This is a genomic window from Kineosporia babensis (genome assembly GCF_021129305.1).
Taxonomy (GTDB): Bacteria; Actinomycetota; Actinomycetes; order Actinomycetales; family Kineosporiaceae; genus Kineosporia; species Kineosporia babensis.
The window spans coordinates 365,543-380,813 of sequence record NZ_JAJOMB010000007.1; the positions used below are offsets into that span (position 1 = coordinate 365,543).

At 70.7% G+C, this 15,271-nt stretch carries 13 protein-coding genes; all 13 read right to left on the reverse strand.

Annotated features, from left to right (window positions below; genetic code table 11):
* Positions 1-48 precede the first annotated feature (48 nt).
* The 13 genes from LR394_RS16175 to LR394_RS16235 all read right to left on the reverse strand — a co-directional run bounded on the left by LR394_RS16175 (position 49) and on the right by LR394_RS16235 (position 14,681).
* Positions 49-1,149, reverse strand: a complete 1,101-nt coding sequence (locus LR394_RS16175) for a glycosyltransferase family 4 protein (protein ID WP_231442646.1) — start codon at positions 1,147-1,149, stop codon at positions 49-51.
* 2 nt (positions 1,150-1,151) lie between these two features.
* Positions 1,152-2,762, reverse strand: a complete 1,611-nt coding sequence (gene murJ / locus LR394_RS16180; RefSeq protein ID WP_231442648.1) for a murein biosynthesis integral membrane protein MurJ — start codon at positions 2,760-2,762, stop codon at positions 1,152-1,154.
* Positions 2,759-3,628, reverse strand: coding sequence for a hypothetical protein (locus tag LR394_RS16185; protein WP_231442650.1), 870 nt, complete (start codon positions 3,626-3,628; stop codon positions 2,759-2,761). Before LR394_RS16185 ends, murJ begins: the two co-directional genes overlap by 4 nt.
* On the reverse strand, positions 3,625-4,662 hold the full coding sequence (locus tag LR394_RS16190; RefSeq protein WP_231442652.1) for a copper transporter: 1,038 nt from the start codon (positions 4,660-4,662) through the stop codon (positions 3,625-3,627). The genes LR394_RS16185 and LR394_RS16190 overlap by 4 nt, the downstream gene beginning before the upstream one ends.
* Positions 4,659-5,900 (reverse strand): putative cytokinetic ring protein SteA, encoded by a 1,242-nt coding sequence (gene steA, locus LR394_RS16195; protein ID WP_231442653.1) that lies wholly within the window; start codon positions 5,898-5,900, stop codon positions 4,659-4,661. The genes LR394_RS16190 and steA overlap by 4 nt, the downstream gene beginning before the upstream one ends.
* A gap of 118 nt (positions 5,901-6,018) precedes the next feature.
* A complete protein-coding gene (gene recN, locus LR394_RS16200) occupies positions 6,019-7,806 on the reverse strand; it encodes a DNA repair protein RecN (protein ID WP_269329283.1) in 1,788 nt (595 codons plus the stop codon).
* 22 nt (positions 7,807-7,828) lie between these two features.
* A complete protein-coding gene (locus LR394_RS16205) occupies positions 7,829-8,905 on the reverse strand; it encodes an NAD kinase (protein ID WP_231442658.1) in 1,077 nt (358 codons plus the stop codon).
* 34 nt (positions 8,906-8,939) lie between these two features.
* Positions 8,940-9,740 carry a TlyA family RNA methyltransferase gene (locus LR394_RS16210; protein WP_231442660.1) on the reverse strand — a complete coding sequence of 267 codons (801 nt, stop codon included), beginning with the start codon at positions 9,738-9,740 and terminating at the stop codon, positions 8,940-8,942.
* Between the two features lie 8 nt (positions 9,741-9,748).
* Positions 9,749-10,015, reverse strand: a complete 267-nt coding sequence (locus LR394_RS16215) for a hypothetical protein (RefSeq protein ID WP_231442662.1) — start codon at positions 10,013-10,015, stop codon at positions 9,749-9,751.
* Positions 10,016-10,079: 64 nt separating this feature from the next.
* Positions 10,080-11,129, reverse strand: coding sequence for an HAD-IIA family hydrolase (locus tag LR394_RS16220; RefSeq protein ID WP_231442664.1), 1,050 nt, complete (start codon positions 11,127-11,129; stop codon positions 10,080-10,082).
* Between the two features lie 28 nt (positions 11,130-11,157).
* Complete coding sequence (locus tag LR394_RS16225) at positions 11,158-11,508, reverse strand: hypothetical protein (RefSeq protein WP_231442666.1); 351 nt, start codon at positions 11,506-11,508, stop codon at positions 11,158-11,160.
* A 198-nt stretch (positions 11,509-11,706) separates the two neighbouring features.
* Positions 11,707-12,843 (reverse strand): tetratricopeptide repeat protein, encoded by a 1,137-nt coding sequence (locus LR394_RS16230; protein ID WP_231442668.1) that lies wholly within the window; start codon positions 12,841-12,843, stop codon positions 11,707-11,709.
* On the reverse strand, positions 12,744-14,681 hold the full coding sequence (locus LR394_RS16235; protein ID WP_231442692.1) for a hypothetical protein: 1,938 nt from the start codon (positions 14,679-14,681) through the stop codon (positions 12,744-12,746). The genes LR394_RS16230 and LR394_RS16235 overlap by 100 nt, the downstream gene beginning before the upstream one ends.
* Positions 14,682-15,271: the final 590 nt, after the last annotated feature.

The following is a 15,271-nucleotide window of genomic DNA, read 5'->3' on the forward strand; positions in this document are numbered from 1 at the left end:
GAGACATCACCCGCCCGGTATGCCCAAGAGGGCGACGGAAGTCCCCTTTTACCGGCCTCGAACGGCCGCCGCCACCAACCGCCGGTAGCGATCGTGCCAACCCTGAGTGACATCACCCTCGCTGGGGAAAGTGGCGACCCGGGCGCGCGCCCGTTCGGCCATTTCGCCGGCCCGGGCCGGATCGGTCAGCAGATCGCGGACCGCAGCCGCCAGTGCCGGCGCGGATCCGGGCCCGACAAGGACACCCGCGTCGCCCAGTAGGTCGGCCACTCCACCGACCCGGGTGGCGACCACCGGTACCCCCGCCGTCATCGCCTCCTGGACGGCCAGCGGACGCGCCTCCCACTCACTGGCGAGCGCGAACACGTCGGCCTGGGCCAGCAGGGAGGCAACATCCTCGCGGCGGCCCAGAAACGTGACAGGGGCGTTCGCTCGGTTGCGTCGCACTTCCAGCCGGTCCAGAAGCTCCAGATCGCCGTCTCCGGCCACCACCCACTGCACCCCGAGGACGTCCGCGGCCACCAGGGCGGCGGCGTCGACAAGGACGTCCAGGCGCTTCTGCGGGGCGATCCGGGAGACGGTCAGCACCAGGGGTCCGCGGCGGGGCGGCAGTTCAGAGCCAATTTGAGACGCGTCAACGCTCGCCTGCGGGGGTTCGGCCGAGACGATCGTCAGCTCAGCCTGCTTCGCACCCAGCTCCTGCGCCCGGGCGACCAGGTCCGACGACGCGCCGGTGAGCAGGTCGGCGCGCTTGGCCTGGATCTGCTCCGCAACTCCGAGCGCGCGGCGCTTGGGCCCGGAGCCGAGCACGGCGTTGTGCCAGGTGACGATCACCGGGGGGCGCTGCTTCAGGGTGGCGGCCGCGAGCACGACCAGCAGGCCGGCCTGGTGCCCATGGGCGTGCACCACCCCGGCCTCGCCGATCATCCGGCGCAACGTCTTCATCGAGGCGAGAAGGTTGTGCCGCCCCGCCGGCCAGTTCGAGACGACCTCGACCCGGGCGTCGGTGACCCGGGTGGCCGTGATCGGGCTGGTGAAAACGCTTACGTCCCAGCCCAGCTCAGCCAGGCCGGAGGACAGCCCGGCGACGTGCCCGGCCACTCCCCCGGTGGCCGGTCCGGTCACCAGCAGCACACGATCCGCACTCATACCTACGCCTTCCGGGTGATCCGTCCGATCAGCATGCCCAGGTTCTTGCGGTCCAGCACTGCGAGCAGCCCGGCGAAGACCACCGCCGAGACGGTTGCAGCAACCACACCGGCGAACAGCGACAAGATCACGGTGGACTGCCGCCCGTCCAGCACCAGGTAGGAGATTTCTCGACCGGCGACCGCCGCGACCACCGTTGCTACCCCGGCCAGAAGCAGGAGCCGGGCCAGACCTGCGGTGGAAGCAGCGCCGGCCACCCGCCGCAGCGCCACGACGAGGAGCGCTGCGGCCACGACCATGCCGATGGTGTTACCCCACGCCAAACCCGTGACCGTAGGCGCCATCTGGACGCCTGCGATGGAGCCCACAATGACGGCCGCCCAGCCGAGCGACGTTGCCACTGCAGCCGCGCGGCCACGTTCCCGGGCGTAGAGCGCCCGGCCGATGTGCGCGATCAGTGCGAAACCCACGAGACCGGGTGCCATCACGGTGAGAGCGTTGCCCATCTCCCCAAGGCTCACCGATGCCTTCTTGGCCGCGTCGATGCCGGTGAAGAACTCCCCCACCGCGACGGCGACGCCGGCCAGTACCGCCGTGCCGAAGAGCGAGACCAACACAACCACTCGGGTACTGGAGGCCGCGGTGGCCGCGAACCCCGCCTCGTCCCCTGTTGATGCACTCTCTGCCAGACGCGGGAAGGCGCTGGTGGCCAGAGGCACCGCGAGCACCGCGTAGGGAAGGAAGTAAACGGCCTGGGTGTACTGGAACACCACGAAAGCGCCGGTGTCCCCGCTGCGGCTGCCCAACAGCATTGCGGTGAGTAGCGCCGCCTGCTGCGCCAGAAGCGCCGCGATACCCGCGGAGGCGAGCGCCAGACCGCGCCTGGCTACCCCCGGCGGAAAAGTGAGCGTGGGGCGAATCCGAACTCCGGCGCGGTAGGCCGGCCACAACAAGGGCAAGGTCATCACCGCTACCCCCGCGGTTGTCCCCCAGGCGAGCCAGGCCTCCGCGGTCCCCGGCAGATTCTCCACCGTCCTCGCGCCCTGGTTAGTAGCTCCGAAGGCAAAGTAGGCGCCCACCACCACGATGCTGGACAGGAGCGGCGCGGCAGCCGGCCAGAAGAAACGGCGATGCGCGTTCAGCGTCCCGGTGAGGACCACCCCGATGCCGTAAAGCGCGATCTGCGGCGCGAACACGCTGATCATCCGGGCCACCAGTTCCTGCTGACCCCCACCGCAATCCGGGTTCTCGGTGATCAGGATCTTGGACAGCGGAACGGCCAGCAGCGCGAGCAGCACCGACAGCGGCACCAGTACCACCAGCACCCAGCCGATCAGCGCCGAGACGATCTTGTCGATCTCCTCGCGGCTGCTCCGGGTCAGCGGGCCGGCCAGCAGCGGCACCACCGCGCTGGCCAGAGCTCCGCCGGCGACCACTTCGAACAGCAGGTTGGGCAGGAGGTTCGCCGCCGCGTAGGCACCACCGATGCACTCGGCGCCGACCTGGGTGGAAAAGACCAACCAGCGGCCGAATCCCACCACCCGGGCCACCGCGGTGACTGCGGCGATCAGGGCGGCCGAGGCAAGCAGGCCTCTGGCTACGGGAGTGCTCACTGGGCCGGGCGGCGGCCCAGCTGGTCCAGCTCCCGCAGTACCGGCGTGTTCGCGATGACCTTGGTGAAGCTGATCTTCTCGCTGGCCAGGGTGAGACCGCCGACCACCGCGAGTACCGCCAGCTGACCCTTACGGTCCAGCCCGCTCACCGCCGCCGTACCCAGCAGCGCACCGGCCGCGTTCGCCCCGGTGTCACCGAGCATCGCCTTCTCGGCCAGGTCGTACGGCAGCAGCCCGGCCCCCGCACCGCAGACCACCGCGACCAGGTTGCCGGCCTTCTCCGGGGCCGCGACGGCGGGCGCGAAGAGCAGCATGACCTTGATCGCCCGGCCGGGGCGCAGGTCGAACAGGTTCATCAGGTTGGCCGAACCGGCCACCACCGCACCGGAGATCAGCGTGTCGGTGGTCCGGCTCAGACCGCGCACCACCGCCCCGGCATCGCCCAGCTCCCGCCGCGAGGGCACCAGCAGTGCCGCGACCAGGCCGGTCGCCCCGATGCCGAGCACCTTCAGCCCACCGGTGGTCACGTGCCCACGCGCCAGTTCACCGAGGTGACCGCGCAGGCCCTTGCTCTTGCCGGTCTCGCGCAGGTCGTCGACCGCGCCGAACACCCCGCTGCCCAGCGTCGCCACCACCGCCGCAGCCTTGGTCCGGGCCGGAACCCCAGGCGCGATCAGCACCGCCGCCGCCGAACCCAGCGTGTACGCCGGGCCCTCCAGCAGGGTCAGCGTCTCGCCGCGGTGGTTCTGCCGCTCCCACAGCTCGGCGCCACCGGGCGGGTACTTCTTCAGAAGCTTCCAGGCGTCCCGGGCCGCGAAGGCGGCGCAGGCGGCCAGCGAGGCGGTCCCGATCAGACGACGGATCACTCGCCGTCCCCCTTCTTCGATGAGTTGGCGCTGCTACCGGACTCAGGCTCGGAAGTAGAGGTACGGGCGGTGATCGGCGGGGAGATCTCGTCGACCCCCTCGGCGAAACCGTAGGACCCGGAGCCGCCGGACAGCTGTTCCTCCAGCGCCAGCACAGCAGTGATCACGCCCATCGCGGTGCTGCCGGTGTCCACCGTGGACACGTCGGAGCTCACCGCGTCGTCTTCCCGGATCGCCGTGAGCACGCCGCCGGAAGCCGCCGAGGAGGCCGGGCCGGTGATCACGGCGCCGCCGCCGGTCGAGTCCAGCCGGCCGGCCAGGGCCACGTAGGCCGAGGCAACCTCGCCGGTGACCGGAGCCGTGGCCTGCGCGGCCCCGGTGGCCTCGGGGTTGACCGGAGCGACCAGGAGAGCGCCGGAGGCCAGGCCGTTCAGATCGCCGTCCACCTCGATCAGCTCGGCGGTGGACAGGCCGTTCAGCGCCTTGGCGGCATCGGTCGAGCTGGTGCCGGTCAGCGTGGTCCCGGCCGAGGTGACCGTCGAGGTGGCCAGCACCTGGGCCAGCCGCTCGGCGGTGCTCCCGTCGGTGGGCACGTAGCCGCTGGGCAGTTCCCCGGTCAGGCTGCTCAGCGCGCCGGTGCGGTCGGCCTCCTTGTCGGCGGCCGTCCAGTTCTCGGTGATCCGGATCCGGCCGGTGACGCTGCCGCCCGCGGTGGCGATCGCCTCGGTCAGCGGCTCCACCACGTCCTGCTCGACCCCGGGCAGCTCGATCACCGCGACCGAGCGGCCGGTGAGCGTGCCGGAGACCAGGGCCGGGGTGGAGGCCAGGGTGAACTCGTCGCGGTGGGTGACCGCGGCGGTCGAGGTGGCCAGCTGCTCGCGCAGCTCGTCCCGGTCGGCCCGCAGCTGGTTGACCTGCTCGGTGAGCTGGGTGCCGATCGAGTTCTGCAACGGCCCGGCGCCCAGCACGATGCCGACCGCCAGGGCCAGGAACACCGAGATGAGCGAGACGAGGTGGTACCGGAAGTCGATCATGAGCTGAGGAATCCCCGCCAGTTCTGAGTCAGTGCCTCGGGGGCCGGGTCGGTGAACCAGCTCCGCACCCAGGCGGTCAGGTCGTCCCAGCGGGCCCCGATCAGGGAGTAGAAGGTCTGCCCGCCCTCGGTGGAGGCGAGCGCGACGCCGAGCGCGACCAGCCCGGCGATGGCCAGGACGGCCAGCTGCCAGTTGCTGATCCGCTGCCGGTACAGCCGGGACACGCCCTTGGCGTCGACGAGCTTGCTGCCCACCCGTAGCCGGGTGAGGAAGGTGCTGGCCATGCCGGCCCGGCCCTTGTCCAGGAACTCGACCAGGGTGACGTGGGTGCCGACCGCCACGATCAGCGAGGCCCCCTTGTCGTCGGCCAGCAGCATGGCCACGTCCTCGCTGGTCCCGGTGGCCGGGAAGACCACCGGGTCGACCCCGAGCTCGCGCACCCGCTGCAGTCCGGGTGCGTTGCCGTCCCGGTAGGCGTGCACGACGATCTCGGCGCCACAGGTCAGCGACTTGTCGGAGACCGAGTCCATGTCCCCGACGATCATGTCGGGGGTGTAGCCGGCCTCCAGGATGGCGTCGGCCCCACCGTCCACCCCGACCAGCACCGGGCGGTACTCGCGGATGTACGGGCGCAGCGTGGCCAGGTCTTCCTTGTAGTGGTAGCCGCGCACCACGATCAGCGTCTGCCGGCCCTCGAACGACGTGGTCACGTCGGGCACGCCGACGCCGTCCAGGAGCAGGTCGCGCTCCTTCTTGAGGTACTCCATGGTGTTCGCGGCGAACGACTCCAGCTGGACGTTCAGTCCGGCCCGGGCGTCGTCCATCGCCGCCGACACCGTGGCCGCGTCCTGCTTGGTGCCCCGGGCCACCACCTTGTCGCCGACCCAGATCTCGTTGCCGTCGATCCGGACCGGGGTGCCCTCGGTGATCGTGGTCAGGACCGACTCGCCCACCCCGTCGATCAGCGGGACCCCGGCCGCGAGCAGGATCTGCGGGCCCAGGTTGGGGTAGCGGCCGGAGATGCTGGCCGCCGCGTTCACCACTGCGCCGGGTTTGGCCGCGACCAGCGCGTCGGCGGCCACCCGGTCGATGTCGGTGTGGTTGATCACCGCGATGTCGCCCGGCCGGATCCGCTTGGTCAGGTCCTTGGTGCGCCTGTCCACCTTGGCGATGCCGTGCAGGCCAGGGCCTTCGGCCGGTTCCGGACGGCGACCTCGAGACAGCGACGGCAACTTCACGGGAACGATCGTGCCATGTCCGCCCACGTGCCTCGGCCGGGGAAGGGCCCGGATGACAACGATTCGGAACCGATCACCCAACTCCGAATCTGATTCGAACCCGAGTGCCGCAGCCGGATCAGACCAGTTGCCGGTCCGCCTCGGCCATTTCCAGCAGCTCCTCGGCGTGCGCCTGGGCCGAGCCGGAGTCCTCCAGACCACCGAGCATGCGAGCAAGCTCACGGATCCGGCCCTCGGTGTCCAGGGTGTGCACCCCGCTGCTGGTGACCTCGCCGGAATGCGCCTTGCGGACCAGCAGGTGCTGATCGGCGAACGCCGCGACCTGTGGCAGGTGGGTCACCACCAGCACCTGGCTGTTGCGGGCGAGCCGGGCCAGGCGGCGGCCGATCCCCAGCGCGGCCTTACCGCCCACCCCGGAGTCGACCTCATCGAAGACGAACGTGGGCACCGGGTCGACCGCGCCGAGCACGACCTCCAGGCCGAGCATCACCCGGGAGAGCTCACCACCTGAGGCTCCCTTGCCCAGCGGCCGGGGCGAGGCGCCCGGGTGCGGGGCCAGCAGCATCTCGATCTCGTCGGCACCGTCCGGGCCGAACGCCACCGGCGGGCCCTCGCCGAGCATCGTGGACGTGTCTCCGGCCGGGTCGGTCAGGTCGATCGTCCCCTCGCCGTCCAGGACCAGGCCGTCCTCGTCCGGGCGGTGGTTGACCTCGACGAACAACCGGGAGCCGACCATTGACAGCTCCTGCAGCTCCGAGGTGACGGCCTTGCCCAGCCGGGCCGCCGCCGCCCGCCGGGCCTTGGTCAGCACCAACGCCTGCTGGGCCAGCTTCTGCCGCCGCTCGGCGACCTGCGCGGCCAGCTCGTCCACGGCCTGCTCGTCGTTGTCCAGCTCGAGCAGCCGCACCGAGGCGGTCTGGGCCCAGGCCAGCGTGGCGTCCACGTCCTCGCCGTACCCGCGCACCAGATGACTGAGCGTGGCCCGGCGGTCCTCCACCGCGGCCAGCCGGACCGGATCGGCCTCGACCCCGGCCGCGTACGAGGCGCACTCGGTGGCCAGGTCATCGACCATGTAGCCGATCTCGGCGGCCCGCTTGCCCAGCTCACCCAGCGCCGGATCGTGCGCGGCCCCGCTCTCCAGGGCCCGCCGCACCGTGTTCATCAGCGAGGCGACCGCGAAGCCGCTGCCCTCGGAGTCCGACAGCGCCTGGTTGGCCGTGGCCGCCGCCTGCTGCAGTCCCTCGGCGTGCGAGAGGCGCTGCGACTCGGCCTTCAGCTCGTGGTCCTCCCCGGCCTGGGGAGCCACCTTCTCGATCTCCTCCAGCCCGGTCCGCAACCGCTCGGCCTCGGCCGCGCGCTCGGCGAACTGCTGGGTGATCTCCTGATGCTTCTTCTCGGCCTTGCGCAGCTCCGCGTACGTCTTGCGGTACGCCGCGAGGGCCTTGGACACGGCACCGCCACCGAACCGGTCCAGCGACTCGCGCTGGCGGGTGGTGGACTGCAGCCGGATCTGGTCGCTCTGCCCGTGCACCGCGACCAGGTCGCCGGACAGCTCGCCGAGGATCCCGACCGGAACGCCCCGGCCACCCAGGTGCGCCCGCGAGCGGCCACCCTCGGCCGCGACCGTCCGCGAGATCACCAGCGTGTCGCCGTCGTCCAGCTCGGCCCCCGCCTCCACCGCCTTCACGGCCGCGGGGCCCTCGGGGTCGAGCGTGAGCCGGCCCTCGACCAGCGCGCTCTGATAGCCCTCACGGACCGCGCCCGCATCCGAGCGGCCACCCATGAGCAGGCCTAGTCCGGTGACGACCATGGTCTTACCGGCGCCGGTCTCACCTGTCACGACGGTCAGGCCGGGTCCGAATTCCAGCACCGCATCGTCGATCACACCGAGACCGCGCAGGTGCATCTCCTGAAGCACGTCGACGACTCTAGGGCAGTTTTCGGACGGGCGGCGAGACGTGTGGCCCGGTTGTGCCCGGGTTCTTCCCGGATCCGCCGTTCGAAACGGTGTTCGAAGGATATTCCGGACCTTCTGCCTGACCTCGCGACGAATCGGAGTGGGCCACGGCACCCCACCCACTCACCGGCGCTTCCGGTCCGCGCAGCGCCCGCCCACGCCAGCCGTGCACCGGCAGGCCGAACTTGGCCACCAGGCGATCGGTGAACGGGGGTCGGGCCAGACGAGCCAGACGCACCGGAATCGCCGAGCGCCGGACCTCGACGCGCGCTCCCGGGGGTAGATCCAGACTGCGACGACCGTCACACCACAGCATCGCCCGCCCGGGCGCGTCCGGGACCAGTTCCACCGCCGGCACCGAAGTCGGCGCCACCACCATCGGCCGGGCGAACAACGCGTGCGCGCTCAGCGGCGCCAGCAGAAGTGCCTCCACCTCGGGCCAGACGATCGGACCCCCGGCCGAGAACGCGTAGGCGGTGGAACCCGTGGGGGTAGCCATCACCACCCCGTCGCACCCGAACTCGGTGACCGGGCGGCCGTCCACCTCGATCACCACTTCGATCATCCGCTCACGATTGGCCTTCTCAACCGACGCCTCGTTCAGCGCCCACAGGTCGGCGATCCGCTCCCCGTCCACGTGCACGGTGACGTCCAGCGTCATCCGTTCCTCGACCTCGTAGTCGCGCGCGGCCACCCGCTGCACCGTGTACGCCAGGTCGTCCCGCTCGGACTCCGCCAGGAATCCGACGTGCCCCAGGTTCACGCCCAGCAACGGCGCCTGGTGCCCACGCACCAGTTCGGCGCTGCGCAGGATGGTGCCGTCGCCGCCGAGCACGATCACCAGCTCGATCTCGTCCAGCGGGTCCGCAGAACCGGCGGGGTGCAGCAGCTCCAGCGTCTTGTCGGTGAGTCCTTCGGAATCGCTCGACCTGACGATCGGCTTCATCCCTGCGTCGACCAGCAGATGGACGAGTTCCTCGGCAGCCAGCACGGCGGCCTCGCGGCCGGTGTGGGCCAGGACGAGCACCCGGCGATCGGGTGTGCTCATGAAGCTCCCTCAGTCAGTGCGGTCCCTGCTCGTGTCAGCGCGGTCCCTGTTCGATGGCGTGTTCCAGATCGGCTGTCTCCAGCGCCGGCGCCCCCGCCTGCAACCACAGGAAGTACTCGACATTCCCGCTGGGCCCCGGAAGCGGGCTGGCCACAACCCCCCGGACGCCGCGGCCCAGCTCCAGCGCGGTGTCCGCGACGGTGCGCACGGCGTCGGCACGGATCTGCGGATCCCGCACCACCCCACCGGCTCCCAGGCGATCGCGCCCGACCTCGAACTGCGGCTTCACCATCAGCAGCAGATCGGCGTCCGGGGCGGTGCAGCCGATCAGGGCGGGCAGCACCAGCCGCAGGGAGATGAACGACAGATCGCCCACCACCAGTGACGGCGCCGGCGCGACCTGCTCGGGGGTCAGCTCCCGGATGTTGGTCCGGTCGAGCACTGTGACCCTCGGGTCCTGCTGCAGACCCCAGACCAGTTGGCCGTACCCCACGTCGACCGCGACCACGTGGGCCACTCCTCGGCGCAGCAGTACGTCGGTGAAGCCACCAGTACTGGCTCCCGCATCCAGGCAACGTCGCCCGGTCACGTCCAGGTCGGTGAAATGGTCCAGCGCGCCGGCCAGTTTGTGGCCCCCGCGGCTGGCGTACCCCGGATCGGAATCGTCCTCGCTGACCAGGATCGCGACCGCCGGGTCGATCTGGGTGGCGGGCTTGGCGGCGATCGTTCCCCCCACCTTCACCCGGCCGTCAAGGATGAGTTTCTGCGCTGCGTCACGCGAACGAGCCAGCTTCCGCCGCACCAGTTCGCTGTCGAGCCGTCGTAGTCGTCCCATCGAACGTGCTAGCTCTCGACGTCCGCGAGGCGGTCCTGCAGCGTCTGGTGCGCGGACTCGTACGCCTCGAGCTGGAAATCCAGGTCGCCCCCGAACGCGTCCGAGACCAGTTCCATCGCCTCGTCCACTTCTCGGTCCCCGGTCACCGGCGGCTTCGGGGGTACATGGGCTTCACTACCAACGGACGGGGTGGTCGCCTCAAGCTCCGAGGTCGCCTCGTCGGGCTGATCGGCATCGGGGAGGTCTTCGACGACGGGCGGATACTCGCTCGTCACGGGGTGGCCTCCGAATGGGTGCTGCTGCGGGTCCTGCTCTGAGCTCGTCATGCTGGGCGCCACGCTACCGGCCCCAGGGGCCGTCGCCCTCCATCGCATACAGAGCGTTCAGCAGTGCCTGCGCATCGGCGATCTCCCCCGAAGCGTCCCGGTGCTCCCAGGCCGCAACCACGCCGGCGCGGACGAGATCGAGCGCGTCGGTACCGGCTTCCACCACGGAGACCGAACCATCCACCACCCGGGCACGCGACGTACCCACGGCTACCACACCGTCTTCAATTTCCGGCCCGTTGTGCGCCTCCATGAGCCCGCCGAGGTCACGGGCAATCAAGTGGGGACGCGTGTGGGCCTCGGCGGAGACCAGTTCACTCACGCGGTGGACGCCGGTGAACACGATCAACCCGACCATGTCCGCCGCCCGGGCGCCCTCAAGGTCCGTGTCCAGACGGTCGCCGACCACAATCGTCCGTTGGCTGCCGTACCGGTGCGCCGCCTCCAGGAAGAGCGTCGGCTGGGGCTTGCCCGCGACCTCGGGCTGAACCTTCGTGGCCGTGATGACGGCCTGAACCATGGTGCCGTTGCCCGGAGCCGGACCGTACGGCGTGGGAACCGTCGCGTCCATGTTCGTGGCGATCCACGGCAGCCCGGCCCGTACCGCCCGCGTGCCCTCCACCAGGAGCTTCCAGTCGATGTCCGGGGAGAATCCCTGCACCACGGCGGACGGGTCCTCGTCCATGGAGCCGACCGGCTTCAGCCCCGCCTCCTCGAGCGCCTCGTACAGCCCGAGGCCCCCTACGACGAGAACTGGTGCCCCTGCGGGCAGCCGCTTGGCGAACAGCGCCGAGGCCGCCTGGGCCGAGTTGACCACGTCGTCGTCCGCGGCGTGGACGCCGAGCTCACGCAGATGCTCGGCGACCACCCGCGGCGGACGGGAAGCGTTGTTGGTGACAAAGGCCGTACGCGTTCCGGCCGCCCGTACGCGCTCGAGCGCTTCAGGGGCGCCAGGAACTGCCTTGGGGCCGATGTAGACGACCCCGTCCAGGTCGAGCAGCACGGTGTCGAATTCGGCGGACGGGGCGCGGTCCAGCCCGATCAGCGTGGAGGAAGAACTCACAGGAGGTCACGGTAGCCCGTCCCCGTGATCATTCGTTGTCCAAGTCGATCAGCGCGGGCTCGTAAACCGGCTCGGGGTCGATGCCGTCGATCAGATCGATCTCGTCGCCGTCGCCCACATAGACGTCGTCGTGCGGGACCGCGGGCGTGGCGGTCTCGTCGGTGGTTTCGGTGATTGAGGACGGGGTGCTCGCCTCGGTCTCTTCAACGGGCTCTTCAGCCTGGTCACCGAGGATCAGGGTGTGGCGCTCCGGCCCTTGATCCGGATGGTGGAGCCCCTGACCGGGCTCCGGCCGTTCCGGTTCGAGTTCGGCGCCGGTGATCAGTTCCAGGCTGTCGCCCTCGTACCCGCCGTCCGAGACTTCCGTCGAACTGACCATGGCTGTGCTCCGTCCGTGGCGGGCGCCGGCGTCCGTGCGACCGGGCGGCGTAATGCCGTCCGGCCCCGGCACGGCCGAATCAGGGTGGTCCGGGCTCGGCGGTGCTTGAACCCGGTTTTCCTGTTCCGCCGCTGGAACGGACTCGGCCGACGCCCCGAGCTCGAAAGCTCAGGCCGCCGGCCGTTGGATCAGCCCTGATCAGTCCTGCCGGTCGGCGCTCCGTTCGGCATCTTCCTGCGCACCGTGGGCGAAGCGCATCTCGAAAGCGGTCCCCGAGGCAGCTTCTGCCTTGGAACCCTCCGGCTTCGTGCCCTTGCCACCTTCGGGCTCGGCGTCCGTGAACTGAGCTTCGCCGACCTTGCCGTCGACCCTGCTGCCGGCCTTGTCGTCGTCGGTCTGCTTGGTCAGCTCGGCGTCGGCCGCGTCGTCGAGGTCGTCCTCGTCGTCCTCGTCGTCCTGGCCGTCTTCGTCGTCCTGGTCGGCGAGGTCATCGACGTCGGCCGAGTCCGCGGCCCGGGCGTCCCGGTCCTCGTCCTCATCGTCCTGGTCGTCGTCCTCGTCCAGGTCGTCTTCCTGGCCGTCTTCCTGGTCGTCGAGCGAGCTCTGGGCGCCCTCGCCGTCCTCGTCGCCGTCCCACTCCAGGTCGATGACCTCGAGATCATCATCGTCCAGGTCGTTCACGCCGGCCGAACCGTCCGGGTCCTCGGCGATCGCCCGGTCCCGCCAGGTGTCGGCCTCCTGCGACCGCTTGGCCTGCTTCAGCGCCTCGGAATAGGCGAACCGCAGCCGCGCCAGGCTCGGCGAACGACGGTTGCTCTCCAGCTCCGGAATCTGCAGGACCACGACCGCGGCGTCGAACTCGCCCATGTCGGCCCGGGCGCCCGACTCCACGATCTTCAGCTCGATCCGGCTGTCCGCGTCCAGCGTCTTGGCCTCTTCGCCGCGCGCCAGCTCCAGCGCCCGCTCCGGACGGCCCAGGCCACGCTCGCAGTCGGCCATCACCGGCAGGTGCTGGTTGGAGCCCGTGATTCGGCGCGCCGTACGCAGTTCCGCCAGAGCGTCCGCGTAACGACCGGTCCGGTAAGCCGCCAGGCCGGCGGTCTCACGAACCACGCCCAGCCGCGACCCACGCTTCCGGGCAGCAACGGCGTGCTCCCAGGCCAGCTCCGGGTCGGACTCGATGAAGTAGTTGGCGGCGGCCAGGTGCGCGCCGGTCTGCACGGCGACCTCGCGGCTCAGCCCCGAGAGCTCGTGGCGAACCGTCTTGTCGAGCATGCTCGCGCTGATCCCCTCGGGGATCTCCGGGTCGCGGCCGGCGGCCTTGCGCACCGGCATCGGACGCAGCGAACGCCCGTCGTCGGAACGCTGGTCACGCGTGAGGGCCGCGGGACGACGCTCACGCTTCTCACGCCCGCCGTAGCCCTGCGACTGCTCGCGCCGGGGACCACGGTCAGCCTGGGGACGGTCGCTGCGGAAGTCACTGCCACCGGAACGCGCTTCCTGAGGCTTGTCGGCGCCCCAGCCACGCTTCTGGCCGGAGAACCCGCTTTCGCCACCACGGTCGGCGCGCGGAGCACCAGAACCGCTGCGGCTGTCATCGCCCCAGCTGCGCTTCTGACCAGAGAATCCACCCCGGTTGTCGCGATCACCGCTGAATCCACCACGGTTGCCGCCGGGACCGCTCGGGCGTGAGCCGCCACGGTCGTCACGGTTGAAGCCGCCGGAACGGTTGTCGCGGTCACCGCCACGGAACCCACCGCCCTGGCCGCCGGAGTCACGACCACCGCGGAAACCACCGCGGTCGCCGCCCGGACCACCGGGCCGGAAGCCACCGGAACCACCCGGGCGAGAGCCGCCCCGGTCGTCACGGTTGAACCCACCGGAACGGTTGTCGCGGTCACCGCCGGAACGGAAACCACCTTCACGCTGAGCAGGGCGGAAGCCACCGCGGTCAGCGCTGCGGTCGCCCCGGAAACCGCCACGGTCGCCACGGTCGTTCCGGTCGCCGCCGAACCCGCCGCGGCCACCTTCGCCACCGGAGTCACGACCACCACGGAATCCACCACGGTCGCCACCGGAACCACCCGGGCGAGAGCCGCCACGGTCGTCACGGTTGAAGCCGCCGGAACGGTTGTCGCGGTCGCCGCCACGGAACCCACCGTCCTGGCCGCCGGAGTCACGACCGCCGCGGAACCCACCGCGGTCGCCACCGGACCGGAAGCCATCACGGTCACCACCGGGACGCGATCCGCCCCGGTCGTCACGGTTGAACCCACCCGGCCGACTGTCCCGGTCACCGCGGAAGCCGCCACGGTCGCCGCCCGGACCACCAGAGCGGAAGCCACCACGGTCACCACCGGGACGCGAACCGCCCCGGTCATCACGGCTGAAACCACCGGAACGGCTGTCCCGGTCGCCGCCGAACCCGCCGCGACCACCTTCGCCACCGGAGTCACGACCACCACGGAATCCACCACGGTCGCCGCCCGGACCGCCGGAACGGTACCCGCCGCGGTCACCACCGGGACGCGATCCGCCCCGGTCGTCACGGCTGAAACCACCGGAACGGTTGTCCCGATCGCCGCCACGGAAGCCGCCGCTCTGATCACGGTCGTTCCCGCGGAAACCACCACGATCGCCACCCGGACCACCGGAACGGAAGCCACCACGGTCACCACCAGGCCGCGAACCACCGCGATCGTCACGGTTAAAGCCGCCGGAACCACCCGGGCGAGAGCCGCCACGGTCGTCACGGTTGAAACCGCCAGAGCGGTTGTCGCGATCGCCACCAGAGCGGAAACCACCACGGTCACTACCGGGGCCACCGGAACGGAAGCCACCGCCCTGGCCACGGTCGTTCCCGCGGAAACCACCACGATCGCCACCCGGACCACCGGAACGGAAGCCACCACGGTCACCACCGGGACGCGAAACGCCACGGTCATCACGGTTGAACCCACCGGAACCACCCGGGCGAGAGCCGCCACGGTCGTCACGGTTGAAACCGCCGGAACGGTTGTCGCGATCGCTACCAGAGCGGAAGCCACCGCGGTCGCCGCCGGAGCCACCGGAACGGAAACCGCCGCGATCGCCGCCGGCACCGCCTGAGCGGAAACCACCGGGACGGTCGCCACCGCGGAAACCGCCCTGGCCACCGCCGGAACGGAAGTCACGGTCGCCACCGAAACGAGCGCCGTCACGACCTTCGCCGGACGAGCGGGAGTTGCGCTGACCGGCTACTCGGCCGGAGCTGAAGTTGTTGCCACCACGGGACGGGGCGCGGTCACGGTCGCCCGCGCGCGACTGCCCGTCCCGACCACCACGGGGGCCGGCAGGTCCTCTACCGGAACCGCCCTTGCCGTAGTCGTTCGATCGAGGACGCTGCCTGTCGGGCTCGCCGGCCATGACTCCCAATCCTTCGTGATTGCTGTTGGTGCTTCGTTCGTGTGCTCGTGCCTGAGAACGTCGTCGTCGCACGCGGAAGCTGCTTGGGCCCGGGCGGGCGCGCCGGATGACGGGCGCCCTGCTCCACCGTGTACCGGCGGCCACCACTGTTCAGAAGACGTACCAGTACATCACGAGCCTGGCACTGCTCTGGCCGTCCGCACCTCAAGGGGCCCGAACGGCGGCATGAAAAAACAGTGATGGCGGCCTGCTCCAAGGCCCGTGTCCGTTACCCCGGAACTCTCCCGACCCAGGCGCTCAGAAGCGCGGGCGAAGAATTCGACGGGTGAACACGGCCAAGAACCGGAGCGGCCGCCAC

What these genes read in the sequence shown, in the direction of transcription:
- LR394_RS16175 (WP_231442646.1), bottom strand. Translation starts at nt 1,149, where the DNA reads ATGAGTGCGGATCGTGTGCTGCTGGTGACCGGACCGGCCACCGGGGGA.
- LR394_RS16230 (WP_231442668.1), bottom strand. Translation starts at nt 12,843, where the DNA reads ATGCCGGTGCGCAAGGCCGCCGGCCGCGACCCGGAGATCCCCGAGGGG.
- LR394_RS16225 (WP_231442666.1), bottom strand. Translation starts at nt 11,508, where the DNA reads ATGGTCAGTTCGACGGAAGTCTCGGACGGCGGGTACGAGGGCGACAGC.
- LR394_RS16205 (WP_231442658.1), bottom strand. Translation starts at nt 8,905, where the DNA reads ATGAGCACACCCGATCGCCGGGTGCTCGTCCTGGCCCACACCGGCCGC.
- LR394_RS16210 (WP_231442660.1), bottom strand. Translation starts at nt 9,740, where the DNA reads ATGGGACGACTACGACGGCTCGACAGCGAACTGGTGCGGCGGAAGCTG.
- recN (WP_269329283.1), bottom strand. Translation starts at nt 7,806, where the DNA reads ATGCACCTGCGCGGTCTCGGTGTGATCGACGATGCGGTGCTGGAATTC.
- LR394_RS16190 (WP_231442652.1), bottom strand. Translation starts at nt 4,662, where the DNA reads ATGATCGACTTCCGGTACCACCTCGTCTCGCTCATCTCGGTGTTCCTG.